This window comes from Pseudomonas sp. NPDC090203 (assembly GCF_044746765.1).
Lineage (GTDB): Bacteria > Pseudomonadota > Gammaproteobacteria > Pseudomonadales > Pseudomonadaceae > Aquipseudomonas > Aquipseudomonas putida_AD.
Genome location: NZ_JBIVCV010000007.1, coordinates 136,499 through 162,667, shown reverse-complemented (window position 1 = coordinate 162,667; position 26,169 = coordinate 136,499). Strand labels below are relative to the sequence as shown.

23 protein-coding genes are annotated in these 26,169 nt (G+C 61.7%); 12 read left to right on the top strand and 11 right to left on the bottom strand.

Features of this window, described 5'->3' with window-relative positions; translation table 11 throughout:
• Window positions 1-4: 4 nt before the first annotated feature.
• Both ACIPO9_RS14200 and ACIPO9_RS14195 read right to left on the bottom strand, forming a co-directional pair.
• Window positions 5-2,053, bottom strand: coding sequence for an ATP-binding protein (locus tag ACIPO9_RS14200; protein WP_274135944.1), 2,049 nt, complete (start codon window positions 2,051-2,053; stop codon window positions 5-7).
• Between the two features lie 275 nt (window positions 2,054-2,328).
• Complete coding sequence (locus ACIPO9_RS14195) at window positions 2,329-3,243, bottom strand: putative 2-dehydropantoate 2-reductase (RefSeq protein WP_400781785.1); 915 nt, start codon at window positions 3,241-3,243, stop codon at window positions 2,329-2,331.
• A gap of 178 nt (window positions 3,244-3,421) precedes the next feature.
• Here ACIPO9_RS14195 and ACIPO9_RS14190 point away from each other — a divergent pair, with 178 nt between their 5' ends.
• Both ACIPO9_RS14190 and ACIPO9_RS14185 read left to right on the top strand, forming a co-directional pair.
• Window positions 3,422-3,907, top strand: coding sequence for a YajQ family cyclic di-GMP-binding protein (locus ACIPO9_RS14190; RefSeq protein WP_274135946.1), 486 nt, complete (start codon window positions 3,422-3,424; stop codon window positions 3,905-3,907).
• A 140-nt stretch (window positions 3,908-4,047) separates the two neighbouring features.
• A complete protein-coding gene (locus ACIPO9_RS14185; RefSeq protein ID WP_274135978.1) occupies window positions 4,048-4,902 on the top strand; it encodes a mechanosensitive ion channel family protein in 855 nt (284 codons plus the stop codon).
• Between the two features lie 161 nt (window positions 4,903-5,063).
• Here ACIPO9_RS14185 and ACIPO9_RS14180 read toward each other — a convergent pair whose 3' ends face one another.
• Window positions 5,064-6,623: an AmpG family muropeptide MFS transporter gene (locus ACIPO9_RS14180; RefSeq protein WP_274135947.1), complete on the bottom strand. Its 1,560-nt coding sequence runs from the start codon at window positions 6,621-6,623 to the stop codon at window positions 5,064-5,066.
• Window positions 6,624-6,665: 42 nt separating this feature from the next.
• Complete coding sequence (locus ACIPO9_RS14175; protein WP_400605190.1) at window positions 6,666-7,016, bottom strand: MGMT family protein; 351 nt, start codon at window positions 7,014-7,016, stop codon at window positions 6,666-6,668.
• A 177-nt stretch (window positions 7,017-7,193) separates the two neighbouring features.
• Here ACIPO9_RS14175 and ACIPO9_RS14170 point away from each other — a divergent pair, with 177 nt between their 5' ends.
• The 5 genes from ACIPO9_RS14170 (at window position 7,194) to groL (ending at window position 11,971) form a co-directional block, all read left to right on the top strand.
• Window positions 7,194-8,201 carry a DUF481 domain-containing protein gene (locus ACIPO9_RS14170; RefSeq protein WP_274135948.1) on the top strand — a complete coding sequence of 336 codons (1,008 nt, stop codon included), beginning with the start codon at window positions 7,194-7,196 and terminating at the stop codon, window positions 8,199-8,201.
• 233 nt (window positions 8,202-8,434) lie between these two features.
• On the top strand, window positions 8,435-9,166 hold the full coding sequence (locus tag ACIPO9_RS14165; RefSeq protein WP_400604766.1) for a HugZ family protein: 732 nt from the start codon (window positions 8,435-8,437) through the stop codon (window positions 9,164-9,166).
• A gap of 65 nt (window positions 9,167-9,231) precedes the next feature.
• Window positions 9,232-9,729: an FxsA family protein gene (locus ACIPO9_RS14160; RefSeq protein ID WP_274135951.1), complete on the top strand. Its 498-nt coding sequence runs from the start codon at window positions 9,232-9,234 to the stop codon at window positions 9,727-9,729.
• Window positions 9,730-9,982: 253 nt separating this feature from the next.
• Window positions 9,983-10,276 carry a co-chaperone GroES gene (locus ACIPO9_RS14155; RefSeq protein WP_274135953.1) on the top strand — a complete coding sequence of 98 codons (294 nt, stop codon included), beginning with the start codon at window positions 9,983-9,985 and terminating at the stop codon, window positions 10,274-10,276.
• Window positions 10,277-10,327: 51 nt separating this feature from the next.
• The gene (groL, locus tag ACIPO9_RS14150) at window positions 10,328-11,971 is read left to right on the top strand and encodes a chaperonin GroEL (protein ID WP_274135955.1); all 1,644 of its coding nucleotides are present in this window, start codon (window positions 10,328-10,330) and stop codon (window positions 11,969-11,971) included.
• Window positions 11,972-12,307: 336 nt separating this feature from the next.
• On the opposite strand, the gene ACIPO9_RS14145 is transcribed toward groL, so the two are convergent.
• Window positions 12,308-13,051: a phosphatase PAP2 family protein gene (locus ACIPO9_RS14145; protein ID WP_274135956.1), complete on the bottom strand. Its 744-nt coding sequence runs from the start codon at window positions 13,049-13,051 to the stop codon at window positions 12,308-12,310.
• 224 nt (window positions 13,052-13,275) lie between these two features.
• Here ACIPO9_RS14145 and colR point away from each other — a divergent pair, with 224 nt between their 5' ends.
• The 5 genes from colR to ACIPO9_RS14120 all read left to right on the top strand — a co-directional run bounded on the left by colR (window position 13,276) and on the right by ACIPO9_RS14120 (window position 17,052).
• Entirely contained in the window at window positions 13,276-13,959 is a 684-nt protein-coding gene (gene colR, locus ACIPO9_RS14140) for a two-component system response regulator ColR (RefSeq protein WP_081565296.1), read from the top strand.
• Complete coding sequence (locus ACIPO9_RS14135) at window positions 13,949-15,229, top strand: HAMP domain-containing sensor histidine kinase (RefSeq protein WP_274135958.1); 1,281 nt, start codon at window positions 13,949-13,951, stop codon at window positions 15,227-15,229. Before colR ends, ACIPO9_RS14135 begins: the two co-directional genes overlap by 11 nt.
• Window positions 15,230-15,435: 206 nt before the next feature.
• Window positions 15,436-16,104, top strand: coding sequence for a class I SAM-dependent methyltransferase (locus tag ACIPO9_RS14130; protein WP_400781576.1), 669 nt, complete (start codon window positions 15,436-15,438; stop codon window positions 16,102-16,104).
• Between the two features lie 4 nt (window positions 16,105-16,108).
• Window positions 16,109-16,828, top strand: coding sequence for a lipopolysaccharide kinase InaA family protein (locus tag ACIPO9_RS14125; protein ID WP_400604757.1), 720 nt, complete (start codon window positions 16,109-16,111; stop codon window positions 16,826-16,828).
• Window positions 16,825-17,052, top strand: coding sequence for a hypothetical protein (locus ACIPO9_RS14120; protein WP_274135963.1), 228 nt, complete (start codon window positions 16,825-16,827; stop codon window positions 17,050-17,052). Before ACIPO9_RS14125 ends, ACIPO9_RS14120 begins: the two co-directional genes overlap by 4 nt.
• A gap of 226 nt (window positions 17,053-17,278) precedes the next feature.
• Here ACIPO9_RS14120 and ACIPO9_RS14115 read toward each other — a convergent pair whose 3' ends face one another.
• From ACIPO9_RS14115 to ACIPO9_RS14090, 6 genes are all read right to left on the bottom strand, one after another.
• Window positions 17,279-20,344 carry a multidrug efflux RND transporter permease subunit gene (locus ACIPO9_RS14115; protein ID WP_274135964.1) on the bottom strand — a complete coding sequence of 1,022 codons (3,066 nt, stop codon included), beginning with the start codon at window positions 20,342-20,344 and terminating at the stop codon, window positions 17,279-17,281.
• A 30-nt stretch (window positions 20,345-20,374) separates the two neighbouring features.
• Window positions 20,375-21,538, bottom strand: a complete 1,164-nt coding sequence (locus ACIPO9_RS14110) for an efflux RND transporter periplasmic adaptor subunit (protein WP_400604754.1) — start codon at window positions 21,536-21,538, stop codon at window positions 20,375-20,377.
• Window positions 21,539-21,778: 240 nt separating this feature from the next.
• The gene (locus ACIPO9_RS14105; RefSeq protein ID WP_400781573.1) at window positions 21,779-22,885 is read right to left on the bottom strand and encodes a DUF1513 domain-containing protein; all 1,107 of its coding nucleotides are present in this window, start codon (window positions 22,883-22,885) and stop codon (window positions 21,779-21,781) included.
• A 1-nt stretch (window position 22,886) separates the two neighbouring features.
• Complete coding sequence (locus tag ACIPO9_RS14100) at window positions 22,887-23,951, bottom strand: imelysin family protein (RefSeq protein WP_274135970.1); 1,065 nt, start codon at window positions 23,949-23,951, stop codon at window positions 22,887-22,889.
• Between the two features lie 24 nt (window positions 23,952-23,975).
• A complete protein-coding gene (locus ACIPO9_RS14095; RefSeq protein ID WP_400781571.1) occupies window positions 23,976-25,418 on the bottom strand; it encodes a di-heme oxidoredictase family protein in 1,443 nt (480 codons plus the stop codon).
• Window positions 25,419-25,567: 149 nt separating this feature from the next.
• Window positions 25,568-26,107: an AP2/ERF family transcription factor gene (locus tag ACIPO9_RS14090; RefSeq protein WP_274135972.1), complete on the bottom strand. Its 540-nt coding sequence runs from the start codon at window positions 26,105-26,107 to the stop codon at window positions 25,568-25,570.
• Window positions 26,108-26,169: the final 62 nt, after the last annotated feature.

The following is a 26,169-nucleotide window of genomic DNA, read 5'->3' as shown; positions in this document are numbered from 1 at the left end:
GAGCTTACTCCCGGTCGTTCTGACCAATGATCTGGGGTGCCGGCACGTTCATCGGGTTGCCCGCCAGCGGCAGGCGCAACGTGAAACAGGTGCCCTGGCCGAGAGTGGAGTGCACCTCCATCTGGCCCTTGTGATTGTTGGTGATGATGAAGTACGAGACCGACAGCCCCAGCCCCGTGCCCTGGCCGACTTCCTTGGTGGTGAAGAAGGGTTCGAAGATGCGCTTGCGCACGCTTTCGGGCATGCCCACGCCGTTGTCTTCGACCTGAATTTCCGCCCATGGCGGGTTCAGCCGGGTGCGCAGGATGATGCGGCCGGGCTCGGCGTCGTGTTCGCGCTGGTGAATCGCCTGCGCGGCGTTCTTCAGCAGGTTGAGCAGCACTTGCTCCAGTTCGTTGGCCGTGCCCGGTACCGGGCCGAGTTGCGGGTCGAACTGGCGCAGGATGTTCTGGCCCTTGAAATCGAAACCGATGGTCAGGTCGAAGTCATTGCTGGCGATTTCCACGGCCTGGTCGATCAGCCCCGGAAGATCGCATGGCGCCATCTGTCGGTTGCTGCGCCGGCTGAAGCTGAGCATGTGGCTGACGATCTTCGCCGCCCGGGCGCCTGCGTGCTGAATGCCGTCCAGCAACTGCGGCACCTCCCGCGCGCTGAGGTACTGGTTCACCGCGCCCAGCTCGATGCCTTCCTGCTCGGCCTGCTCCAGGTTCTTCGGCAACTCCGGGGACAGGCGCCGGCGGATGTTCTGCACGTTGTGCATGATCGCGCCCAGCGGGTTGTTGATCTCGTGGGCCATGCCCGCCGCCAGACCGCCGACGGAAAGCATTTTCTCGGACTGCACCATCATGTCTTCCAGTGACAGGCGCTGGGTAATGTCGTCGATGCGGATCACCACGCCGCGCCCCGCACCGCCGGTCAGCGGGTAGAAAGTCAGGGCGAAGTGGCGGGTCAGGTCGCCCTTGACCCAGGTGACGCGCTCGATCTTGGTCACGGTGTGGCGTTCGACGGTCTGCTTGATCTGCGGCAGAAACGACTTCATCGGCGGGAAGGCCAGGAAAATCGGCTGATTGAGGGCCTCGTCCAGCGGCGTGCCGGAGAGGGCGCCGGCTTCCTGGTTCCACTGGGTGACGTAGAGCTGTTCGTCCAGGGCGATCAGCGCCGACGGCATCGAGTCGATGATGCTGTTGAGGTAGTTCTGGAAGCCTGTGAGCTTTTTCTCGATCTTGCTGCGCACCTGGACTTCCAGTTCCAGCTTGCGGTTGGTGTGGCGGGTTTCTTCGGCCAGCCCCTGGGCCTGATCGTAGGCTTCCTGGGACTCGTCGCGGGCGCGCTTGAGCTGCTGCTCCCGCGCTTCCATGCGCGACAGCATGGTGTTGAACGCCTCGGCCAGCGAGCCGATTTCATCGCGGTTGCCGGTGCCAGCCCGCAGGGCATAGTTCTCCTCGCGGGTCACCCGGCGCGACAGTTGCTCCAGTTGATAGATTGGCTCGGTGATGAAGCGGCGGATCTGCCGGGCGACCCCGGCCCATAGCAACACGCTGAAAATCAGGATGCCCAGGCTTGCGGTCAGGGTTCCGGTGTAGAAGGCCGTCGGCAGTTCGCTGCTGGCCACCAGCAGCAGATGGCCGGGCGCGTGGCCCAGCTTGGGCACTGGGATCACTTGGGTGTTGCGAAACTCGGTGATACGCCAGCTTTCCAGATTGCGGTAGTGCTCGGGCAGGTGAAGTTTGTCGCCCTGTTGCACCTGGGCAAGGCGGTCGCCGGTGCTGTCGTAGAGCGCAGCGGCGCGCAGGGGGCCGTAGTTTTTCAGCTCCTTGAGCAGTGCCTGGGCGTTGGCCGAGGACGACAGCGCTTCATCGGACAGCCCGGGGTTGCTGATCAGCCGGCCGATGGTCTGCAGGGCCTGAGGCGCCATGGCTTCCTGGGAGATGTAATAGGCGGCGCTGATGAAGGTCAGGTTGGCGACCAGCAGGACGGTGGTCAGCAGAACCAGCAGGGCCGCCAGTAGTTTCTGGCCGACCGGCAGGTTTTCGAGGCGCTGGCGCAATGGCATGGGGCAGGGTCACTGGCAGATGAGGAACAGGCAGGTTAGCGCTGTTCGGCGCCTGCGCAAACCCGCCGTGCAAAACCATAAACAGATGCGCCCCCAATCCGTAGCAGCCGGGCTTGCCCGCGGGAACGATCTTGAGGCCGCCCCCGCCGGCAAGCCGTGCTGCTACGAGATTTGTGGTGAACGCAAATGCCGGTACACATGAACCCGTAGCAGCCGGGCTTGCCCGCGGGAGCGATCTCGAGGCCGCCCCCGCCGGCAAGCCGTGCTGCTACGGGTCAGTTATCTGGCAGGCCTTTTGTGAGCAGGTGTGCGATCAGTTTTGCTCGCGTCTGATCCAGAAGCGGGGCGGTGCAGCCATGGCGGGCTGCGGCCTGGCAGGCGTAACCCAGCAAGTAGCTGATCTCCGTTCGTCGCCCCTGCGCCACGTCCTGATACATCGACGAATAATTCGCCGCCGTGGCGCTGATGACGCGAAACACTTCTTCATGCAGCCCGGTCGCCGCGTCGGGCTGTCCACACGCTATCAGCACGCGGCTGAGCTCATCGCACAATGCGCCCACCTCAGCCGCGTGAGCCTGCAACTCACCATTGCGGCAGCCATAGAGCACCGTCAGCGGATTAATGGCGCAGTTCAGCGCCAGCTTGCGCCAAAGACGGTCGAGGATGTCCCCGGTCCACTCACAGGGAATGGCCGCATTGATCAGTTCAGCCATCCAGCCCGGTCCCTCCAGTTGCTGCCCATCGCCCAGCCAGTTGAAGCCCTGGCCTGCGAAGACCACGCTGAAGTCCTGATCCCGAAATGCGCCCTCCGTGCTGGAAACAAAGATGCAACGTGCGTCAGGCACCTGCGCGGCGACCGCCTGCTGGCTGCCCAGTCCGTTTTGTAACAGGAGAATGTCGGCACCAGGGCTCAGGCGCCCAGCAACGCTGGCCACGGCCCGCTCGGCGTCGTAGGCCTTGCACGCCACCAGCAGCCGCTCGATGGGTTCGTCGGTGTCCACGGTTTGCGCCTCGATGGCAAAGGTCTGGCGCTGCCCTTGCTCGTTCAACGTCAAACCGCCCCTGGCCGTGTAGGCGGCCAGGCGCACCTCATCGCGCAGAATCAGCCGCACCGGCAAGCCTGCGTGAGCCAGTCGCGTCGCCCACAGACTGCCAAGGCTGCCTGCGCCCAGAATGTGCCACACAGTCAGTTTCACAGGCGTTCCCACCGCGAATCCAGGAAAAAGACGGGCAAGGAAAACACAAACGACATCGCAGGCTCACATGAACATCGGGAAAGTCTCGTTATAATGACCGGGCTTTCATACCGTCAAGTCAGGCGTGCTCCATCTACATGTCGAGCCGCGCCGTATCAATTGGAGAATCTACATGCCCTCGTTCGACGTAGTGTCCGAACTGGATAAACACGAAGTCACGAATGCCGTCGACAACGCGATCAAGGAGCTGGACCGTCGCTACGACCTCAAAGGCAAAGGCAGCTTCGAGTTCAAGGAAAAGGATCTGACCGTCAACCTGACCGCTGAAGCCGAGTTTCAGCTGGAGGCTATGATCGAGATCCTCAAGCTGGCGCTGGTCAAGCGTAAGATCGATGTGCAGTGCCTGGAAGTGAAGGATGCCTATGCGTCCGGCAAGCTGATGAAACAGGACGCCGTGCTCAAGGAAGGCATCGACAAGGAGCTGGCGAAGAAGATCGTCGCTCACATCAAGGATGCCAAGCTCAAGGTCCAGGCTGCCATCCAGGGCGAGCAGGTCCGCGTGACCGGCAAGAAGCGTGACGATCTGCAAGAGGCCATCGCGGCCCTGCGTGCCCGTGAATTCGGCATGCCGCTGCAGTTCAACAACTTCCGCGACTGATTGCCTTCTGATTTGCCTCAGCGTCGGGAACCTGACCGGTTTGTGCGCGTCCGAGTGCAGGTCCCTCTGAAACGCTGGCGCTATAGGGTGTCGGCGTTTCTGTCTTCCGTTTTCGCGACCGCGAGGAGAAATAAATGGATTTGGATTTGAACGGCCAGGTCGATCACCTGGTCAAGGCCTCCCAGGCCTGGATTCCCATGGTCATGCAGTACGGCAGCAAGGTATTGCTGGCGCTGGTGGTATTGCTGGTGGGCTGGTGGCTGATCAACAAGCTCACCGGCCGGGTCAGCGCGCTGCTCGCCTATCGTCAGGTGGACCTGGCCCTGCAGGGCTTCATCGGCAGCCTGGCCAACATCATCCTGAAGATTCTGCTGATCGTCAGCGTGGCCTCGATGATCGGTGTCGAAACCACCTCGTTCGTCGCCGCCATCGGTGCCGCCGGTCTGGCCATTGGTCTGGCGTTGCAGGGCAGCCTTGCGAACTTCGCAGGCGGGGTGCTGATCCTGCTGTTTCGCCCGTTCCGCATCGGTGACTGGATCGAAGCCCAGGGTGTGTCAGGCACCGTGGACAGCATCCAGATTTTCCACACCATTCTGCGTACCGGCGACAACAAGACGGTGATCCTGCCCAACGGCAATCTGTCCAACGGCATCATCACCAATACCAACCGCCAGCCGACCCGCAAGGTCGTGTTCGATGTGGGCGTGGACTACGACGCCGACCTGCAGAAGGCCCGGGAAGTGTTGCTGGAACTGGCCAAGGACCCACGGGTGCTTGCCGACCCGGGGCCCCAGGCGGTGGTTTCCACGCTGGGCGACAGCTCGATCACCGTTTCCCTGCGCCTGTGGACCAAGACCTCGGATTACTGGGACGTGATCTTCATGCTCAACGCCGAGGCGCGTGATCGCCTGCGTGCCGAGAACATCGACATCCCGTTCCCGCAACGGGTGATTCGCGTGGTGCAGGAGCAACAGGAAGCAACGCCTCAGCGTTGATCCTTCGCCCCTGAAACGCAGAAGCCCCGGCTCGCAAGAGTCCGGGGCTTTTTGTTGCCGCTCGATCAACTGTAGGAGCGCGCTTGCCCGCGACGCGGTGTATCAGCCCCTGCAAGGGTGACTGATGAATCGCAATCGCGGGCAAGCGCGCTCCTACGGGTTCAGTGTTGCTCTCCGGCGGGGGCTTCGACCGGTTTCTCAGGCTCGGCAGGCTTTTCCTTGCGCAGCTCCTGCGCCCAGTGCAGGGCGATCATGAACAGCGTCGGTACGCCCATCACCGCGGTGGCGAGGAAGAAGTTGTGATACCCGAGCTTCTCCACCATCACGCCCGAATAGCCGCCGATCAGGCGCGGCAACAGCAGCATGATCGAACTGAGCAGCGCGTATTGCGTGGCCGAGAACTTGAGGTTGGTCAGGCTCGACAGGTAGGCCACGAACGCCGATGTCGCCAAGCCCGAGCTGAAGTTGTCCAGCGAGATGGTGACAATCAGCATCTTCAGGTTCGGGCCCATGTCGGCCAGCATCAGGAACAGCAGGTTGGTGGCCGCCGACGTCGCGCCACCGATGAACAGGATCGGCAGGATGCCGAAACGCACGATGGCCAGGCCGCCGAATGCCGCGCCGACCAGCGTCATCACCAGGCCGAAGATCTTGCTGACGCTGGCGATCTGATCCTTGGTGAAGCCCTGGTCGATGTAAAACACGTTGGCCATCACGCCCATCACCGTGTCCGACATGCGATAGGTGGCGATCAGCCCCAGCAGCAACAGCGCCTGCCAGCGATAACGCAGGATGAAGTCGTTGATCGGCGTCAGCACTGGTGCAAGGCCGCGACGCCCGAACGACGACAGGCATGCGCCGGTCAGCAGGGTGTAGAGGATGGCGCGCAGGAAGGCGCGGTCTTCCATCAACAGGTCTTTCCAGGTGGCGTCCTTGAACAGCACGCTGGCGAAATCGGTATTGTACAGCTGGGTGAACATCGCAGGCACCGACACCAGCAGGATGATCAGCACGAACACCGATGCCAGTTGGTGGGTGAAGCCGTAGCGCGCTGCCGACAGCTGGGTGCGCAGCGGCACAGGCGGTTCGCGCATGATCAGCGAGGTGATCAGCGCTGGCACCATCAGCAGGCCGAACAGCACATAGGTGCCGGTCCACGCCGAATGCTTGTAGGCAAAACCGGTAGAGCCGAAGCCTTCGGCGAAATACAGCGCGCCGGCCGTGGCGAGCAGGGCGGCAACGCGATACCCGGCCATGTAACTGGCGGCAAGGGTGGCCTGCTGGCTGTCGGAGGCAATCTCCAGGCGGTAGGCGTCGATGGCGATGTCCTGGGTGGCGGACGAGAAGGCCACCACCACCGCAATCGCGATCAGCCAGGACAGATGCTGCTGCGGATCGCAGAAGCCCATGCCGATCAGGCCCATGATCACCAGGGCCTGGGAGAGCACCAGCCAGGAGCGTCGCCGCCCCAGCTTACCGAGCAGCGGCAGGCGCCACTGGTCGAGGAGGGGAGACCACACCCATTTGAAGGCATAGGCCAGTCCGATCAGGCTGGCGTAACCGATGGTTTCCCGGGCGACACCGGCTTCACGAAGCCAGACCGAGAGCGTGGAAAACACCAGCATATAAGGCATGCCCGCGGCGAAGCCGAGCAACAGCAATACGAGTGTAGAGGGGCTGGCATAAGCGGCGAGCGCGGCGCGCCAGGTTTTGCGGGGCATGGGCTGGAATCTGCCTCAGTTTACGTAAACAAAGCGCGCACTCTAACCGTTGTCCTCTGTCGGACGCCAGCCATGACGCTCCATATCCACACGATTATTACGGATGGTTACCCCTTCGGCCCGCAATCTGGCCCGTTGTTCCTCGCCGGAAACGGTCCCGGACGCCAGGCTCAATCGTCCGCCGGCACCCAATACTCGATGCCACGGCAGGCTGCTGCCGTCTGGCAATTGGCTCAATGTCCTGCCAACGAAGCGTGCCGCTCGTCCTAAACCGGCAAGCTCGGCGAGCTGGCCGTAACTGACGACTTTTCCTTCGGGAACCTGATGCAATGTCAGGTAAAGCGCCGTGCGTCGGGCCTCTGCGGGGGACAGCCCGGTGGGGTCATCTTGCATCGAAATATGTTCGATCACATGTTCGTTCCTGATTGTCTGACGATCGAGAATTTTCCTTCAGGAACTACAGAAAATTCCTACGGTCAGTGATACCTGTGCCGGCGGTCCATGGATTGCCACGACGTTATCCACAAGGATAATGCCCCGTTTCCGCAAACCAGAGCGTTGTAGTTGCTTATGCTGTCCAGAACTTTGCTGTGCCTTGCTATCACCAGTGTTTCCACCCCCTTGCTCGCTGACACCGTCTGGTTGAAGAACGGTGACAAACTGACCGGGACCATCAAGGTCTTCGATGGCGGAAAACTGCTGCTCAATACCAAGTATGCAGGCGATATTCCGCTGGACTGGAAGGAAGTCAAGACGCTGGAAAGCGATCAGCACCTGCTGGTCAAGCAGGACGCCTACACCGGCGAGATTTCCAAATCCCTGCACGCAGCCGACGACGGCAAGGTCACCCTGGCCAACGGCGATGCGCCCAAGACCGTGGATCTGGCCAGCATCCAGCAGATCATGAAGCCCAAGCCCGTGGTCACGGACCTGGTGTGGAAGGGCAACGTCGATGCCGCGCTCGACTTCCAGCGCGCCGACAAGGACACCGACGACTACAACATCGCCTTCAAGACCTCGGCCACTCACGGCCGCTGGCGTCACAACGCCAAGGGCGAATACAACCGCGAAACCCAGGATGACCTGACCACCACCAACAACTGGAGCGCCGAGTACTCCATCGACCGCTTCCTGACCGACAAGTGGTTCTGGGATGGCCGCCTGACCTACAAGCACGACGGCATCGAAGACCTGCGCCGCCAGCGCACCGTGGGTACCGGTCCGGGCTACCAGTTCTGGGATGACGAGTTGGGCGCGTTCAAGGTCGGCACCCTGCTCAACCGTACCGACTTCGAATATTCCAACGGCGCGAAAGACAATTTCTACTCGGTTTCCGGCACCTGGGACTACAACCGCTACCTGATCGGCAAGAAGGTCGAGTTCTTCACCAACGGTGAAGTGGGCAAGCCTATCGGCAGCGTTGCGGACTACAGCCTGGATACCGAAGTCGGCCTGCGCTACAAGGTCACCGAATGGGCCTCGCTCAACGTCAAGGCCGAGAAGGACATCATCAGCGGCTCCGACGACGGCAACCTGAACAAGACCCGCTACACCGCAGGGTTTGGTGTGGCCTGGTAAAGCCTTGGTTATATAGAAGACGCTGTCGGCGACACCTTCGCCGTAGCAGCACGGCTTGCCGGCGGTGACATCTTCAAGATCGCACCCGCCGGCAAGCCGTGCTGCTACAGGGCAGTGCTGAGTCGAAAAAAATTACGCGAAATCCCCGCAAAATCGTCACGCCTCCTCAATCTGGCACCCGTTCGCGATAACGATTATCGTGTGGCCTCTACCATCTGTTCAGGAGCCACACCATGAGCGTCAAAGCCAACCGGCAAGCCCGAGCCCTGCTGCTCAAGGAGTATCGCGGCGTGCTGTCGACCCATTCCAAGTCGATGCCCGGTTATCCCTTTGGCTCCGTGGTGCCGTATTGCCTGGATGACCAGGGCCGCCCGCTGATTCTCATCAGCCGTATTGCCCAGCACACCCACAATCTGCAGCGCGACGACAAGTGCTCGCTGCTGGTGGGCGAGCGTGAGGCCGAAGACATCCAGGCCGTAGGCCGCGTGACGGTCATGGCCCAGGCGCAGAAACTCACCGACGAAGCCGCCATCGCCGCCGCAGCACAGCGCTACTACCGCTTTTTCCCGGATTCCGAGAGCTACCACAGCGCCCATGATTTCGATTTCTGGGTCCTGGTGCCGGTGCGCTACCGCTACATCGGCGGCTTTGGCGCGATCCACTGGCTCGACGAGGTGGCGCTGGCCAACCCGTTCGCGGGTCAGGCCGAGACCGGCATGGTCGAGCACATGAATGAAGACCACACCAAGGCCATCGCCCATTACGTCGAACTGGCCGGCCTGCCGCAAACGGAGCCTGCGCAACTGGTCGGTATCGACGCCGAGGGCATGCACCTGCGCATCGGCCAGGGCGTCTACTGGCTGGCCTTTGCCGAGCCTTGCAATACGCCGACACAAGTCCGCCAGGCCTTGGTTCAGCTGGCTCACGCCGAAAAATGGCCGACCGTTGAAGCAACCGAGGCTTGAATTAACGACTTTGCGACTTCACCTAGTGTCTACTGGAAGCCTTCTTCCGTTGAGGAAACTATTTGATGCGCGCTTTTCTACTGCTTTTATTGCTTTTTCCGGTGCTCGAGCTGTTCGTGCTGGTGAAAGTCGGCATGTCCATCGGCTTTCTGGCGACCTTCCTGCTGGTCGTCGCCGGTTCCATGCTCGGGATCTTCGTGATTCGCGTCGCAGGCCTTGCGACCGCCATGAGCGCCCGTGAAAGTCTGGCGCGGGGCGAGTTGCCCGCGCAGCAGATGATGGACGGCCTGATGATGACAGTCGGCGGTGGCCTGCTGGTGCTGCCCGGTTTCATCAGTGACGTGCTGGGCCTGATCTGCCTGATGCCGTTCACCCGCCGCCTGCTGGCGAACAAGGTGCGCCAGCGTGCCCAGGCACAGGCCGACCGTCAGCGTGCGTTCGCCGACGACCTGCGTTCGGCGGGGCCGATGAATCCGGGAGCGTCTCGTCCCGGTACCCGTCGCCCCGAGGTGATCGAAGGTGAGGTCATCGAAGGCGAGTACGAGCCTGTCGACAAGAAGTGATCCGCACTGCGATGCGAGCACGGCACCTTCGGGTGCCGTGTCCGTTTTCGTTCCCGGGGTTTGTAAAAAAAAAATCCGGCCAGCCTTGTAATCAGCTTGCACGCCCTTATGTATGGGTCACCGCAAGGTTTCTGGCGCATTTCGTCAGACCGTATTCTGCGGTTCGCCTGCGAACCGCAACCGGCAAGCCCGGATGTTTTAACCGGCCGGTGTCAGCACCGGGCGTTCAAAAACCATAATTAGGAGATCGACAATGAAGCTTCGTCCTCTGCATGACCGCGTCGTAATCCGTCGCAGCGAAGAAGAAACCAAGACTGCTGGCGGTATCGTGCTGCCAGGTTCGGCTGCTGAAAAACCAAACCGTGGCGAAGTCATCGCTGTCGGCGCTGGTCGCATCCTGGACAACGGTGAAGTACGTGCGCTGGCCGTGAAAGTGGGTGACAAAGTGGTGTTCGGCCCTTACTCCGGCAGCAACACTGTGAAAGTAGACGGCGAAGACCTGCTGGTGATGAGCGAGAACGAAATTCTCGCGGTCGTCGAAGGCTGAGTTGATACCCCGCATTTCCCGTTACTACAAAGTATTTAAGGAATAACGATCATGGCTGCTAAAGAAGTTAAATTCGGCGACGCTGGCCGTAAAAAGATGCTGGCTGGTGTAAACGTCCTGGCCGACGCCGTCAAAGCGACCCTGGGCCCGAAAGGCCGTAACGTCATCATCGAGAAAAGCTTCGGCGCTCCTCTGATCACCAAAGACGGTGTGTCGGTTGCCAAAGAAATCGAACTCAAAGACCGTTTCGAAAACATGGGCGCGCAGCTGGTCAAAGACGTTGCCTCCCGTGCCAACGACGACGCCGGTGACGGTACCACCACCGCTACCGTTCTGGCTCAAGCCATCGTCAACGAAGGCCTGAAAGCCGTCGCTGCCGGCATGAACCCGATGGACCTCAAGCGCGGCATCGACAAGGCGACCATCGCCATCGTTGCTGAGCTGAAAAAACTGTCCAAGCCTTGCACCGACACCAAAGCCATCGCTCAGGTCGGCACCATCTCGGCCAACTCCGACAACTCCATCGGCGACATCATTGCCGAAGCCATGGAAAAAGTGACCAAAGACGGCGTTATCACCGTTGAGGAAGGCACTGGCCTGGAAAACGAACTGTCGGTTGTAGAAGGCATGCAGTTCGATCGTGGCTATCTGTCCCCGTACTTCATCAACAAGCCGGACACCATGGTTGCCGAGCTGGACAGCCCGCTGCTGCTGCTGGTTGACAAGAAGATCTCCAACATCCGCGAAATGCTGCCAGTGCTGGAAGCCGTTGCCAAAGCCGGCCGTCCTCTGCTGATCGTTGCCGAAGACGTCGAAGGCGAAGCCCTGGCGACTCTAGTCGTGAACAACATGCGTGGCATCGTCAAAGTCGCAGCCGTCAAGGCGCCAGGCTTCGGCGACCGTCGCAAGGCCATGCTGCAGGACATCGCTGTCCTGACCGGCGGCACTGTGATCTCCGAAGAAATCGGCCTGAGCCTGGAAACCACTACCCTGGAACACCTGGGTAATGCCAAGCGCGTCGTTCTGAACAAAGAAAACACCACCATCATCGACGGTGCTGGCGTTCGTACTGACATCGACGGCCGTATCGCCCAGATCCGTCAGCAGATCGGCGACACTTCGTCCGACTACGACAAAGAGAAACTGCAAGAGCGTCTGGCCAAGCTGTCCGGCGGCGTTGCAGTGATCAAGGTCGGTGCCGGTTCCGAAGTTGAAATGAAAGAGAAGAAAGCCCGCGTTGAAGACGCCCTGCACGCAACCCGCGCAGCCGTCGAAGAAGGCGTGGTACCTGGCGGTGGTGTAGCACTGGTTCGCTCGCTGCAGGCCATCTCCGAACTGAAAGGCGACAACGCCGATCAGAACGTCGGTATCGCTCTGCTGCGTCGCGCTGTTGAAGCGCCACTGCGCCAGATCGTTGCCAACTCCGGCGACGAGCCAAGCGTAGTCGTCGACAAGGTCAAGCAAGGTTCGGGTAACTTCGGTTACAACGCAGCTTCCGGCGAATACGGCGACATGATCGAAATGGGTATCCTGGACCCGGCGAAAGTGACCCGCTCTGCTCTGCAGGCAGCATCCTCGATTGCCAGTCTGATGATCACCACCGAAGCCATGATCGCTGACGTGCCAGAAGACAAGCCTGCAGCTGGCGGCATGCCAGACATGGGCGGCATGGGTGGCATGGGCGGCATGATGTAAGCCAGCCTTACCCCGATGTACAAAAAACCCCGCTTCGGCGGGGTTTTTTTATGGGTGGGAGTTTTTTAAAGGAGGCGTTGGGTTTAAGCCTGGGTTGGGATCGCTACATTGATGCCCTTCGGGCGCTATCGCGGGCAAGCGCGCTCCTACATTTGTTGCAACGTGCCGCATTCTGAAAGATCACCTTGTTCGCCTTTGGCATTCCAACCCGATTTCAAGTGAACCCCAAAGGCTACCAACTCGGTCCATCAGGCCATGGCACGTTGCAACAAATGTAGGAGCGCGCTTGCCCGCGATAGCGCCCGCCAGGGCATCAGACTAACGATCCCAAGCCAACTACCCCGAAACCGCCGCCCCCTCGACCACCTTGTCTTTCCCGCCCACCGGCCGGTACAACACGGCGTAATAAGCCCCCAGGCAGATCAGCCAGCAAAACACCGCCGTCCAGATGTTGTGCGAAAAGAAATGCGCGCCCTGCAACATCCGGCCGACGGAAAACACCGTGCCCAGGCCAAATGCGAAGATCAGGCCGGCCTTGGCCAGGCGTGGACGGCGGTCGCGGAAGACGAAGAACAGTGCGAACAGGGTAAAACCGGTTGCCGCGTGACCACCCGGCCAGCAACGCCCTGGCTTGTCAGTCGGTGGGCGTGGGCTGAGCAGTTCGCTGTAGGTTTCCTGGCCGCCGAATTCGGTCAGGCTCCAGGGACATTGCACGGAGGTCACCACTTTGACCGGCGTGACGAAGCTGGTGGACAACGCCATCGACAGCACCAGGCAACCAAGCTCGCGTTTCCATGACTTGAGCGGCCCGACGAAGAAAGAGGCGACGAAACCGGCAAATGACAGCACCCCCATTGCAATCACGGCCTGTTTGGCGCGGTCGTGAAGTATGTTTTCCAGAAAGTAACTGTGCTTGCCGATGAACCCGCCCGCTGCCGGATCGTAGGCCAGCTTGGCGATGTCCATGTCCAGCGAAGTGAGTTCCAGCAACAGCAGGGTGATGGCGGTGATCGCCGGAATACCCAGATAAACCCAAAGGTTGATCGGGCGCGAGGCGGGCCGTTCGAAAACGTCTGACATGGGAAATCCCGTGTAATGGCAAGGAGGTTGACCGAGAGCGTTCGGCAGTCTGTACCCCGGCCTGTCGCGGGGCTGTGAATCACGAGTGAAAAAAACGTTATGCACTCGGGCGCTGGCCCTCGGGCGCGCTTGGCCTTAAGCTGCCGCCAACTCTGACTCATCGAGTGCACAGGCTTGCGCTGTGCCCGGGTCACGCCGACAACCGCATATGGAGACATGCACCCATGAGAATTCTGCTGGTTGAGGACAACCGCGACATCCTGGCGAACCTGGCCGACTACCTGGGTTTGAAGGGCTATACCGTGGATTGCGCGCAGGACGGCCTGTCCGGACTGCACCTTGCCGCCACCGAACACTACGACCTGATCGTGCTCGACATCATGCTGCCCGGCATCGACGGCTACACCCTGTGCAAGCGTCTGCGTGAAGATGCCCGTCGCGACACGCCGGTCATCATGCTCACCGCCCGCGACCAGCTCGATGATCGTCTGCAAGGCTTCCGTTCCGGCGCCGACGATTACCTGCTCAAGCCCTTTGCGCTTTCAGAGCTGGCTGCGCGCATCGAGGCGGTCCTGCGTCGCGCCCAGGGCGGCGGCCGGCGCACCTTGCAGGTGGCTGACCTGATCTATGACCTGGACACCCTGGAAGTCACGCGCGAAGGCCGCATGCTCAAGCTCAACCCGGTGGGCCTCAAGCTGCTGGCCGTACTGATGCAGAAGAGCCCTCATGTGCTGCGTCGCGAAATTCTCGAAGAAGCACTGTGGGGCGACGATTGCCCGGACAGCGACAGCCTGCGCAGCCACGTCCACCAGTTGCGTCAGGTGATCGACAAGCCATTCGCCAAACCGCTGCTGCAGACCGTGCACGGTGTCGGATACCGTCTGGCCGAGGGCCGCGATGGAGTTTAAGCAGAGCCTTGCCCAGCGGATCATCATCGCCTTTGCGTTGATGAGCGCGCTGGTGGCCGGGTCGTTCGCCATGGGCATCGTCGCGACGGTGCACCTGGTGGAAGAAAAGCTGATCTCGTCAGGCTTGGGGGGTGACCTCACCCGCCTGTTGTTGATGGACAGTGTCGAGGACTGGAGCCACCGGCCCGAGCCCGACCAGTTGTTCTATTTCAGCGGCGGGCCGGGTGACTTCGAACTGCCCAAGGATCTGCGGCATCTGGAGCCGGGCTTTCACGAAGTGTTTCGTGGACCGCTGTCGTACCACGCCATGGTCGAAGTAGTGGACGGCCGTCATTACGTGCTGCTGCAGGATCAGAGCGACTTCGAAGAGCGCGAGCGCGTGCTGTTCGCCGTGGTGCTGGTGGGCTTCGTGCTGGCGCTGGCGCTGGCGGTGTTCCTGGGCTGGGTGCTTGCACGTCGGGTCATGGCACCGGTGGTGCGCCTGGCGCGCCAGGTGCGCCATCGTGACCAGTTGCTGGGCCTGGCACCGCCTCTGGCCCCGGACTATGCGGCCGATGAAGTGGGGGAGTTGGCAGTGGCCTTCGACGCCACCCTGGGTCGCCTGCGCGATGCCTTGACCCGCGAGCGCATGTTCACCAGCGACGTCAGCCACGAGCTGCGCACCCCGCTGATGGTGCTGGCAAGTTCTTGCGAACTGCTGCTGGAAAACCCGGCGCTGGATCAGCGCGCCCGTGCCCAGGTCGAGCGCATCGAACGTGCCTGCGAAGAGATGCGTGATCTGGTGCAGACCTTCCTGATGCTGGCCCGCACCCAGCGCGACGACGCCAGCATGAACCCCCAGTTGACCCTGCAGGGCGCGGCCCAACAGCTGCTGACCCTGTGGCGCGAGCCTATCGAGGCCAAGGGGTTGTTGCTTGAGTACCACCCCGAGCATGCGTCCCACGGCAATTACAACGCGACCTTCCTGTATGCGGTAATGGGCAACCTGCTGCGAAATGCGCTGCACTACACCGATCACGGTTTCATTCGCCTGACGCTGCTGGCGCAGGGCTTTACCGTCGAGGATTCGGGCGTCGGCATTCCCGAAGAAAAGCGCGAGGCGATGTTCCAGCCGTTCGTGCGCGGTAACGAGAAGCGCGGGGAGGGCTTGGGGCTTGGGCTGTCGCTGGTTCAGCGGATCTGCGAGAACCAGGGCTGGACAGTGAGCCTGGACCACATGCAGCCGAATGGCTGTCGATTCAGCGTCGAATTCAAGAAACGTACGGAGTGATAGCGGCAACACCGAGTTGGTACAAATGTACAGACAATGTAAAGTTTGCTGTGATCGTGCAGCTTATGGCCATATGCTAGCCCTATCTTCTGGTAAAACCTCGTAACATTTGCGCGGCGCTCTGGACGTTTTTTTCACATTCAGGTGACCTGAGGATCACGTAAATCCCCTTAATTTTGGCGGTATCACCTTCAGGAGATACAGCCATGAGCAAGCGGGTCGAGCTTGATTTCTCACGTAAATACGACGACGAGCACGCCAGAAAATATTTTCGCAAGCACCGGGACGGATTCGCCCGGCAGATGTCTGATCGTCGCGACAAGCAGTTGGCCCGCCGCGCACTGGCGCTGGCAGGTGAGCCGGGACTGGTTCTGGACCTGCCCTGTGGCGCCGGTCGTTTCTGGCCGCTGCTGGCAGAAAAGGCCAATCGGGTCATCATCGGGGCCGACAATTCGGCGTCGATGGTCAAGACCGCCTGCGAGTCGCAGCCGGCCGAGGTGGTGAAATGGGTACAGCCCTTGCAGACATCTGCATTCGCCATCGACATGCCTGACAACGCTGTAGACAACATTTTCTGCATGCGGCTCTTGCACCATGTAGGAAACCCGGAAGACAGAGCAGTGCTGCTCAACGAGTTTCATCGAGTCACCCGCGACAGCGTGATCATTTCGTTGTGGGTCGATGGCAATTTCAAAGCCTGGAAACGCAAGCGTGCCGAGCGTAATCGCCATCAGGAGGGTTACCAGAACCGCTTCGTGTTACCGGTGGCCACAGTCGAGGCCGAGTTCGAACAGGCAGGATTCCGCATCCAGGAACGACTGGATTTCCTGCCGTTGTACGCCATGTGGCGAGTGTATCTATTACGTAAGAGGTAACAGGATGGCCGTGGATTTCGCAGCTGAGTTGACCGTTCCCGCCAAGGACCGTTTTGCCTATTTCTGGAATACCAAGGGTGATTGGGTAGAAGAGCCTAACGTTCGTCGCGGTGGGGAAAGTGGCGTTCAGCGCGTCGTGTCGGAGAATGGCCGCCTGCTGTACGTCAAGCGCCAGGTCGGTCACATCTACCGCAGCTGGCTGCATCCCTTCGGTCGCCCGACGGTGCTGCGCGAGCGCGATGCCCTCGAGGGCTTGCGTCAACTCGACGTCAACGTGCCGCGCATGGTGTTCTGCGGCGCGGAGCGTGACGAGAACAACCAGTGGCGAGCCCTCTTGGTGACCGCTGCGCTGGAGGGCTACGACGAGTACGAGAACTGGCTGAAGGCCGGTGGTCGCGAGCAGTTCGGCGAGGCTGTTCATGAGCAGATGCTCAAGGAACTGGCGCAGAACCTGGCGCGCATGCACAAGGGGCGCTGGCAGCACAGTTGCATCTATATCAAGCACGTTTTCGTCCGCGTGGTGGGCGAGGGTGCGAACGCCAGGCCTGAAGTGGCGCTGCTGGATCTGGAGAAATGCCGTCAGCGTCTGACCGCCTACGGCGCCGCCCAGCACGACATGAAGCAGTTGCGTCGCCATTCGTCGTTCCAGCCTGCGGACTGGAAGAAGCTCGTCTACTTTTACGAGACGGCGTTTGGCAGCCCCATCAAAGGTTTAGATCGATGAAGTTAGAACTGGCGCGAGGTTTGTTTGTAGTCGGGGCGTTGGGCATCGCATCCATAGCCATGGCAGCCTGGGAGCAACCCAGACCGAAGATTCTGAGCGCAGTACACGGCGAGGGGCAATGTGCCTTGCCGCGGGTGGCGAAGATCGACTCGCCCGTTCGCCCGGATCACGATCTGCTGTTGTTGATGTTCGGGCTGGCCCAGGGTTCGGGGCCGCAGCATTGAGAGCATCATGTGACAAAAAAGCCCCGAGGATTCGGGGCTTTTTTGTTTCTGTTGGCTTTGGATTCTTACGCGGATGCCCTTCGGGCCTTGTCGCGGGCAAGCGCGCTCCTACATTTGTTGAAACGTGCCATGGCCAGATGGACCGAGGCTAGCAACGCGGTCCATCTGATGCGGCACGTTGCAACAAATGTAGGAGCGCGCTTGCCCGCGATGCGCCCGAAGGGCATCAATGTGGCGATTTCAACTCAACCCCGCCCTCACGCTGCGACTTCGAATCCCTTCCCGCCAGCAAGGTGTAGAAACAAGGCAACACAAACAGCGTAAACAACGTCCCCACCGACATCCCCGTCGCGATCACCAGGCCGATGTCGAAGCGGCTCACGGCGCCTGCGCCGGTCGCGAGGATCAACGGCACCATGCCGAACACCATCGCAGCGGTGGTCATCAGCACCGGGCGCAGGCGGATTGCGGCGGCTTCTTCCACCGCCTCGCGGGCGCTCAGGCCCTTGTCCCGGCGTAACTGGTTGGCGAATTCGACGATCAGGATGCCGTGCTTGCTGATCAGACCAATCAGGGTCACCAGCCCCACCTGGGTGTAGATGTTCAGCGTCGAGACACCGAGGAACAGCGGTATCAGCGCCCCGCAGATCGACAGTGGCACCGTCACCAGAATCACCAGCGGGTCACGGAAGCTTTCGAACTGCGCGGCCAGCACCAGGAAGATGATCGCCAGTGCCAGGCCGAACGTGACCCACAGCGCATTACCTTCCTGCACGAACTGCCGGGACGCGCCGGCGTAGTCATAGGCGAACCCGGCCGGAGCTTCTTCGCGGGCGATGTCGCGGACCGTATCGATGGCTTCACCCATGCTCACCAGCGGGAAGCCCGAGATGATCGCCGAGTTGAGCTGCTGGAACTGGTTGAGCTGACGCGGCCGCGCCCGGTCGCTGACCGTGATCAGGGTCGACAGCGGCAGCATCTTGCCATCGGTGTTTTTCACGTAATAGTTGGACAGCCATTGCGGATTGTCGCGGTAGGCGCGCTCCACCTGGGCAATGACCTTGTAGCTGCGGCCATCGATGGTGAAGCGGTTGATCTCCGCCTCGCCGAGCAATGTCGCAAGGCTGCCGCCCAGGTCCTGCATGGACACCCCCATCTGCGCCGCCTTGGCGCGGTCGATATCGACCACCACCTCCGGCTTGTCGAACGCCAGGTCCACATCCAGGAAGGCGAACTTGCCGGATTCGGTCGCGCGTTTCTTGATCCGGTCGACCACCTCCAGCAGCGCCGCGTAGTCGTTGGGCGTGTTGATCACGAACTGGAACGGTAGGCCCTCACCGGTGCCCGGCAGCGACGGGAGGTTGAAGCCGAAGATCTGCAAGCCGGTGATGCCTTCGAGCTTGGCCTGGACTTGCGGCAGCAATTCCATCTGGGTGCGGCTGCGCTCGTCCCACGGCTTGAGCAGGAAGCCGCCGACGCCGGTCTGCACGCCGTTGAAACCGTTGATCTGGAACGAGGAGTAGTACTCCGGGAACGCCTTGAAGATACTGATGAACTGGTCGGTGTACTTGTTCATGTAGTCGAGGTTGGTCGGCTGCGGCGAGGTGGCCATCATGAAGATGATGCCCTGGTCCTCGTCCGGCGCCAGTTGCGACTGGCTGAACTTGAGGAACACCGGAATCAGGCACAGCACCAGCACCGCGAACACGATCACCACCGGCCGCGTGTTCAGCGTGCCGTGCAGCAGGCGCTGATAGCGGGTCTTCAGGCCGTCGAAGATCCGGTCGAGGCGGTGGGCAAGGCCGCTGGGGTTCTCGTCGTGGCGCAGCAGCATCGCGCACATCATCGGCGAGAGTGTCAGGGCGACGATGCCGGAAATCACCACGGCGCCGGCGAGCGTCAGGGCGAATTCCTTGAACAGCGCACCCGTCAGCCCCTGCAGGAAGCCGATGGGCGCGTAGACGGCCGCCAGGGTGATCGTCATCGAGACCACCGGCATGGCGATCTCGCGGGCACCCTCCAGCGCAGCATCGAGGGGCGTCTTGCCTTCCTCGATGTGCCGATGGATGTTTTCCACCACCACGATCGCGTCGTCCACCACCAGGCCGATGGCCAACACCATGGCCAGCAGCGTCAGCAGGTTGATCGAGTAGCCCATCATCTGCATGAAGAACAACACGCCGATCATCGACAGCGGGATGGTGATCACCGGGATCAGCACCGAGCGCAATGCGCCCAGGAACAGGAAGACCACCACGATCACGATCAGCACGGCTTCGATCAGGGTCTTCGCGACCTCGTGGATCGAGGCCTGGATGAACAGCGTGGCGTCGTAGGCGATGGAGGCTTTCAGGCTCGGCGGCAACTGGCTTTCCAGCTCCGGCATGATGCGCCGCACTTCCTTGATGACGTCCAGCGGGTTGGAACTGGGCGTGCCCTTGATGCCGATGTACACCGAGGGCGTGCCGTCGAACGAGCTGACGGTGTCGTAGTTTTCCGCGCCCATTTCCACCCGCGCCACATCCCCCAGCAGCACGCGGCTGTCGCCGACGGTTTTCAGCGGGATGGCGGCGAAGGTCTCGGGGGACTTGAGGTCCGTGGTGGCGTTGACGCTGGTGACGATGTACTCGCCCTTCACCTCACCGGCCGCAGAAAGGAAGTTGTACTTGCGCACCGCATCCGTGACGTCGTTGGCGGTCAGGCCGAAACCTGCGAGCTTGACCGGGTCCAGCCACAGGCGCATGGCGAACACCTGGTTGCCAAGAATCTCCGCCTCGGCCATGCCCGGCAGCGTGGCGAGCTTGGGCTGGATGACCCGGGACAGATAGTCGGTGATCTGCGGGTTGTTCAGCTCCGAGCTGTAGAAACTGATGTACATCAGGGCCGAGGCGTCGGCGGCTTCCTTGCTCAGCACCGGGTCTTCGGCGTCCTGCGGCAGCTTGTTCTTCACCTCGTTGGCCTTGGCCAGCAGCTCGGTGTAGAGCCGGTCGCTGTTGGAGCCGATACGCGCGTAGATCGAGATCACCGAGAAGTTCTGGCGGCTCACCGAAGTCATGTAGTCGATGCCTTCGGCGCTGGCCAGGCTCTGCTGCAAGGGCTGGGTGATGTAGCCCTGAATGGTCTCGGCGTTGGCGCCGGGGTAGGCCGTGGTCACGGTGATCAGGGCGTTCTCCATCTGCGGGTATTCGCGGATGGTGAGTTTGCTGAACGCCTGGAAACCCAGCAGCACGATCAGCAGGCTGATGACGCTGGCCAGGACCGGGCGGCGGATGAACGGGTCTGTGAATGCCATCGATGAAAGCTCCTTTGACAGTCAGGTCGATCAGTCAGCAGATCCGGGCTTTGAGCCCTGGCTGTGCTGCTCGACGGGGGCTGCCGTATCGGCGCTGATGGCGACGCTGGCGCCGTTGTCCAGCTTGAGCTGGCCTCCGGTCACGACCTGTTCGCCGGCTTGCAATCCCTTGCTGATGATGACGAATCCGCCCCGGCGCTCGCCGGTCTGCACGAAGCGCCGCTCCACGGCCAACTGCGGTTCGCCTTTGCTGTTGTTTTCCGGCTTGCCGTCGGCGCCTTTTTTCGGCCCCACGACGAACACCGAATTGCCGTACAGCGTGTAGGTGATGGTGCTCTCGGGCACCACCAGCTCACGGCTGTCCTGGCCGAGGATGACCGACAGGCTGGTGAACATGCCGGGCAACAATTTGCCGTCAGGATTGGGCAGGGTGGCGCGGATCAGCACGTTGCGGGTGGCGTCCTCGACCTTGGGGTTGATGGCGCTGATGCTGGCGTCGAACGTGCTGCCGGGGTACGCGGCCACGCTGACCTGCACTTTCTGGCCGATCGCAAGTTTGGGCAGCATTTGCTCGGGCACGAAGAAGTCGGCGTAGAGGCTGCTCAGGTCCTGCAAGGTAGCGATCACCGTACCGCTGGCCAGGTAGTCGCCGACGTCCACCTGACGAATGCCGATGGTGCCGCTGAACGGCGCAAGAATGCGCTTCTTGGCCAGTGATGCGTTGAGTTGGGCGACGGTGGCGGCGGCTTTCTTCTGGGTGGCCGCGAGCTTGTCGAACTCGCCGCGGGAAATGGCCGCGTCGCCCACCAGCTTGCTGCCCCGGGCGTAATCGACCTGAGCCAGGCCCAGGTCCGCTTCGGCGGTGCCCAAGAGGCCCTTTTCCACGTCGCTGTCCAGTTGCAGCAGGGGCTGGCCGACCTTGACCTTCTGCCCGGATTCGAACTGCACAGCCTTCACGGTGCCGGCGATTTCCAGGCTCAGGTCCACGCCCTGAAACGCTTTGAGGCTGCCGATGGCGGGCAGGCGATTTTCCCACGAGCGTTCTTCGACGACCGCGACGGCAACGTTGATGGGCGGTTTGGGGGCAGAGAACTGCTGGATCTGTTTGTAGATCGAAAAGGCCTTGTACCCTCCTAGGGCCAGTACCACGATCACCACTACAGCCAGCATGAGCAACATACGGCGACGCAACATATTCCACTTCCTTGGAAAACGGATGAATCAGGCGAGCACGCTATTCGTGTCTTATTTTAGATCGTTACATGGATGCCCTTCGGGCCTGGTCGCGGGCAAGCGCGCTCCTACATTTGTTGCAACGTACCATGGCCTGATGGACCGAGGCGGCCAACGCGGTCCATCAGAATGCGGCACGTTGCAAACAATGTAGGAGCGCGCTTGCCCGCGATGCGCCCGAAGGGCATCCATATAGCGATTTCAAGCCAACCCCACCAAATGCAAATGGTTGTCCCACAACCCCGCCGGCAATTCCAGCGGCTGGGGCGCGAGGGTGTTCTGGCGGCAATCATAGAACCGGCAGCGGCCCTGGCCCGAGGTCACCACGAAACCGTCGGCCACGGCGCCGACACCGGCGCAATCGGGCAGTGGCGCATCGAGCTTCACTGCGCCGCTGTCCAGGTCCCAAATGAAGAAACGATTGCCGCGCGGCGCTGTTAAGGCCACCAGACGTAACTCATTGTGGATCGCCACGCTGGCGGTGTAGTGCGCCATCGCCTGCAACTGCTGTTCAGCCACGGGAAAGGCCTGAAACGGCTGTCCTGGACGCTTGATCGCCAGCAACTCGGCGGACTCGTGGGACGGCCCCATGAACTGCTGTCCGGCCACGATGGTGCCGTCGCGGGCAATGGCCATGTGGCGCACGCTGTTCATCTGCTGGCTCAGTGTCTCCTTGCTCAGCAGCGTACCGTCACGCTGCATCAGCACCAGGCTCGGCTCCATGGCGTCGAGGTTCATCTCCACGCGGCTTTCGGCCTCAGTGCGAATGCCGCCGTTGGCGACCGCCAGGGTTTCACCGTCAGGCATCCAGGACACCTGATGCGGGCCGATGCCGTGGGTGGGAATCTCGCCGCTGTGCTCCAGACGCTCACCGTTGAAACGATAGACGCCCAGCAGCCCCCGGCCGGGATCGGTGGTGTCGTTTTCCGTGGCGTACAGCCACTCACCGCCCTTGTGGATCACCGCGTGGCCGTAGAAATGCCGGTTGGGCCGTGAAGTGATGGTCTGCAACAGGCGGCCGTCGCGCAGGTCGATCAGGTAGCTTTCGGTGCCCGGACGGCGGGCGACGAACAGCGCAATCGAAAGGGTAGGGTGATCGATGATGTCGTGGCAACGCTGGGCCACTTGCGTGGCGAACACCCGCGTGCCGTCCACCCGGTAACCCACGGCGTAGTGGCGGCCGTCGCTGTCGTCACGGGCGGACAGCAGCAGCGGGCTTTCCCCTTTTTTGCGCAACAGCGTCCAGCCACCCAGCGTGCAGGCGCTGAGAACGAGGCTGCCCAGCGCAAGAGCCTGACGTCGCAACATATCAGTCACCATCGTTGGCGTTGAACCCCAATTGAATGCCTAGCGCCTTGGCCAGTTCGCCCTCGTGCAGGCGATGCACCACGTTAAGGCTGTCATAGAACGCATTCAACTGCTGACGGCCCTGTTCGGTCGCCAGCAATTCGACCAGCGGCGGCTTGAGCGCGGCCAGCTGCTTGCGGCTTTCGGCATAGGCGGCGTCGATCTTGTCGGCCAGCGGTTTCTGCTCGGCAGGCAACAGGCCACGCAGGCCTTTGTTGTCGACACCGGACCAGACGGTCTCGGCACTGGCCAGGCTCGCCTGCAGGCTGCTCAGCGAAGCCTTGCTGCGCCATGCATCGGCCTGGAACGGCTGCGGTACGCCTTTGGACTGGCGGCCCAGAGGCGTGCCTAGCTTCTTCTTCAGGGTGTCCAGCGCCGTCACCTGAACACGCAGCAATTCGGCGATGGCTTCGTGGGAATCGGCGTAACGCTGGTTCGGAAACTTGCTCAGTTGCGCGAGCATGCCGTCGGTGCTGTTCCAGCTGTTGAGGATTTCCTCTGCCAGGTTTTTCTGGCGTTCGCCGATGGCGGTCAGCAGCGGGCAGTAGAGCGCTTTCTGGTCGGCAGCGGCCATGTCGATGTTGGCGTCGAACAGGATGTATTCGTAGGCCGACAGGCCTTGCACCACCACGCTGGACTTGGCCAGGGCTTCGGCAGTGATCTGCGGCTGGGCCGTCACCAGTTGCTCGACCTGACGGCCCACGAGGTTCTTCTTGTCAGGCCAGAACTGCACCTGCCAGGAACGGTTGCCCTCGGCCAGCGGGCCGATCAGCAGCGGCTGCAATTCGGCCCAGGCCTTCTGCGCGTGAAGGAAGTCGGCACGGGCCGTGTCCAGGTCGCTCTTGCCCTGGCAGTAGGCGAGGGCGCTGACCGCCAGTTGCCGGTCGGCGTCTACCCAGCGGCTGTAGGTCGGCAGGATCACCTGCTTGGCGATGGCAGCGGACGTCACGGCTTGCGGATCCGAAGGGGCGCAGGCGCCCAGCGCGAGGGCGGCAAGGCCGGTGAACAACAGCTTGGGACGGAACATGCCCGGCTCCTTATTTGCAAAAAGTTATAGAGAATTCAGAAACGCCAGCAGCGCAGCCCGCTGCTGAGCGTCAAAAGCCAGGACCTGGCGCTGGGCCGGCAGCGCTTCGCCGCCGTGCCACAGCACCGCTTCCATCAGATTGCGAGCGCGGCCGTCGTGCAGGAACTGGGTATGACCGCTGACCGTCTGGGTCAGCCCGATCCCCCACAGCGGCGCCGTGCGCCATTGTTGGCCGTTGGCCTGGAACTCGTTGAGGTTGTCGGCCAACCCTTCGCCCATGTCGTGCAGCAAGAGGTCGGTATAGGGGCGAATCACCTGGTTGGCCAGCTCCGGCTCCGGGGCGTTGGCCGAGGTGGTGAACTGCGGTGTATGGCACTGCTGGCAACCGGCCTTGAAGAACAGATTCTTGCCCTCCAGCACTTGCGGGTCGCCCACGTCGCGGCGCGCCGGAACACCCAGGTTGCGTGCGTAGAAGGTCATCAGCCGCAGGATATTGTCGCTGACTTCCCGCTCGCCATCCGGCCCTTCGCCGTTGGGTGCCTCAAGGCAGGCGGTCTGGGTCGGGGTGCAGTCATCGCGGGTCTTGAGGCTGGACGTCAGACCCATGTCGCCTGCCAGTGCATGGGCGTTCTGTTGAAGCACGGTTGGCTGTGAGGCTTTCCAGCCAAAGCGCCCGAGCACGACTTTCTGCCGGACATCATCCCAGACCCAGTTGGGTTTGCCGGTGATGCCGCTGCCGTTATGGTTCTCGGCGTTGGCGTTGGCCAGGATCGCTGCTTCGGGGATCGCCTCCAGAAGGCCAAGGCCGATCATGGGCGGCGCAATACGGGCCGAAGCGCGGGTTTGCGGGTGCATCGGGCCGTATCCCAGTTGAGTGATCTGCAGGGTCGGGCGGCGCAGTTGCACCGGCGTGCCGTCGCGGAAATGCACGGTCAGGGTGTCGTAGACCACGCGCACCTTGCCTTCGGGCACCACTCCGGGAACTGCCATGTCCTGCAATTGCGTGCCGTACACCGGCTCAGGCGTCAGGCCCATCTGCTGGATCTGCCTGGCGTAGGCGGGCGTAGGCTCGCCCGGCTCATCCGGGATGGACAGGCGCACCAGCATGGAAACGGCGTTGTCAGCGCCGGGCTCGGGCGGGTGTCCGCGGCCGTCCTTGATGTGGCAGTTCTGGCAGGCGTTGGTGTTGAACAGCGGCCCCAGGCCATCCCGGGCCGTGGTGGTCGAGGGCGCGATGACCCAAGGGTTGCGGAAGAAACTGTTGCCGACACTGAAATCCAGCCGCCGCGAAGGTGACAGGTTGCCGGAAGGCAGGGAGAACGCGTTGCGGTCGCTCCGGTTGACCGTCGCAGCGCCGCCCGATTGTGCTTCGCCAGGTTCTGCCGAGGTAAAACGCGGGGCGTCATCGCACCCACCGAGGGCCACAGCCATCAGCAGGAAAAGCGAAAGACGGAACCGCACAGTCATACAGATCCTGCAAAGGGCGTGAAATCGGGGCGAGCAAGCTTACCAGCCCCGCCTGTAGGGAATAAGAGGGATTTGCGTTTGGAAGCGCCTCTCGCAATAGGTTGTTACCAATTAGCGCTCCGCCCGGAAAGGCGAAGCGCAAGTGCGGTTCACATGCCGGCAATTTCCAGCGTCGGGTTTTCGATCATCAGTTGCATCAGGCGCTGTTCGCCCTCGACCACTTTGAACGAACGGTAGTCGCCCACGGTGTCGAGCTGCCGTTCTCGCTCGCGGATCGCCAGCTCCTTGGCTCGTTCATAGCCGTAGTACTCGACCCGGAACGACTTGGTGACACTGCTGCCATTGCGCAGCGTGGTGCGCGCCACCCAGTAGGCAGTGCCTGTGTAGCAGCGGTAATGCACGCCGGGATAGCCGCTGGTGTTGGTGGCGATGATGCGCTGACGGATGTCCCGGCTCAGGCGGGGCAGGTGGTTGAGCAACAGTTGGTCGCGACAGGCGTCCGCCGCCTTGCGTGCCGCCTCGCGACCGCCGTAGCGGGAGAAAGAGAACAGTCGGTTGAAGGTTGTGCCGTCACGATAGATCGTCACCTTCCAGGCACGAGGCCCCTTGATGCCGACCAACAGGTGGATACCGTAATCGTTGGCTTTGAGTTTACTGACGCGGCGCCTTTTCTTGTTTCCTCTGGGCACTTTCTGTCTCCTCCTGGATGGGATGGGGCAAGGAAGTACGCATCATCGGCGGCGAAAACCCA

What these genes read in the sequence shown, in the direction of transcription:
- ACIPO9_RS14200 (WP_274135944.1), bottom strand. Translation starts at nt 2,053, where the DNA reads ATGCCATTGCGCCAGCGCCTCGAAAACCTGCCGGTCGGCCAGAAACTA.
- ACIPO9_RS14190 (WP_274135946.1), top strand. Translation starts at nt 3,422, where the DNA reads ATGCCCTCGTTCGACGTAGTGTCCGAACTGGATAAACACGAAGTCACG.
- ACIPO9_RS14180 (WP_274135947.1), bottom strand. Translation starts at nt 6,623, where the DNA reads ATGCCCCGCAAAACCTGGCGCGCCGCGCTCGCCGCTTATGCCAGCCCC.
- ACIPO9_RS14175 (WP_400605190.1), bottom strand. Translation starts at nt 7,016, where the DNA reads ATGCAAGATGACCCCACCGGGCTGTCCCCCGCAGAGGCCCGACGCACG.
- ACIPO9_RS14170 (WP_274135948.1), top strand. Translation starts at nt 7,194, where the DNA reads ATGCTGTCCAGAACTTTGCTGTGCCTTGCTATCACCAGTGTTTCCACC.
- ACIPO9_RS14165 (WP_400604766.1), top strand. Translation starts at nt 8,435, where the DNA reads ATGAGCGTCAAAGCCAACCGGCAAGCCCGAGCCCTGCTGCTCAAGGAG.
- ACIPO9_RS14160 (WP_274135951.1), top strand. Translation starts at nt 9,232, where the DNA reads ATGCGCGCTTTTCTACTGCTTTTATTGCTTTTTCCGGTGCTCGAGCTG.
- ACIPO9_RS14155 (WP_274135953.1), top strand. Translation starts at nt 9,983, where the DNA reads ATGAAGCTTCGTCCTCTGCATGACCGCGTCGTAATCCGTCGCAGCGAA.
- groL (WP_274135955.1), top strand. Translation starts at nt 10,328, where the DNA reads ATGGCTGCTAAAGAAGTTAAATTCGGCGACGCTGGCCGTAAAAAGATG.
- ACIPO9_RS14145 (WP_274135956.1), bottom strand. Translation starts at nt 13,051, where the DNA reads ATGTCAGACGTTTTCGAACGGCCCGCCTCGCGCCCGATCAACCTTTGG.
- colR (WP_081565296.1), top strand. Translation starts at nt 13,276, where the DNA reads ATGAGAATTCTGCTGGTTGAGGACAACCGCGACATCCTGGCGAACCTG.
- ACIPO9_RS14135 (WP_274135958.1), top strand. Translation starts at nt 13,949, where the DNA reads ATGGAGTTTAAGCAGAGCCTTGCCCAGCGGATCATCATCGCCTTTGCG.
- ACIPO9_RS14130 (WP_400781576.1), top strand. Translation starts at nt 15,436, where the DNA reads ATGAGCAAGCGGGTCGAGCTTGATTTCTCACGTAAATACGACGACGAG.
- ACIPO9_RS14125 (WP_400604757.1), top strand. Translation starts at nt 16,109, where the DNA reads ATGGCCGTGGATTTCGCAGCTGAGTTGACCGTTCCCGCCAAGGACCGT.
- ACIPO9_RS14120 (WP_274135963.1), top strand. Translation starts at nt 16,825, where the DNA reads ATGAAGTTAGAACTGGCGCGAGGTTTGTTTGTAGTCGGGGCGTTGGGC.
- ACIPO9_RS14115 (WP_274135964.1), bottom strand. Translation starts at nt 20,344, where the DNA reads ATGGCATTCACAGACCCGTTCATCCGCCGCCCGGTCCTGGCCAGCGTC.
- ACIPO9_RS14110 (WP_400604754.1), bottom strand. Translation starts at nt 21,538, where the DNA reads ATGTTGCGTCGCCGTATGTTGCTCATGCTGGCTGTAGTGGTGATCGTG.
- ACIPO9_RS14105 (WP_400781573.1), bottom strand. Translation starts at nt 22,885, where the DNA reads ATGTTGCGACGTCAGGCTCTTGCGCTGGGCAGCCTCGTTCTCAGCGCC.
- ACIPO9_RS14100 (WP_274135970.1), bottom strand. Translation starts at nt 23,951, where the DNA reads ATGTTCCGTCCCAAGCTGTTGTTCACCGGCCTTGCCGCCCTCGCGCTG.
- ACIPO9_RS14095 (WP_400781571.1), bottom strand. Translation starts at nt 25,418, where the DNA reads ATGACTGTGCGGTTCCGTCTTTCGCTTTTCCTGCTGATGGCTGTGGCC.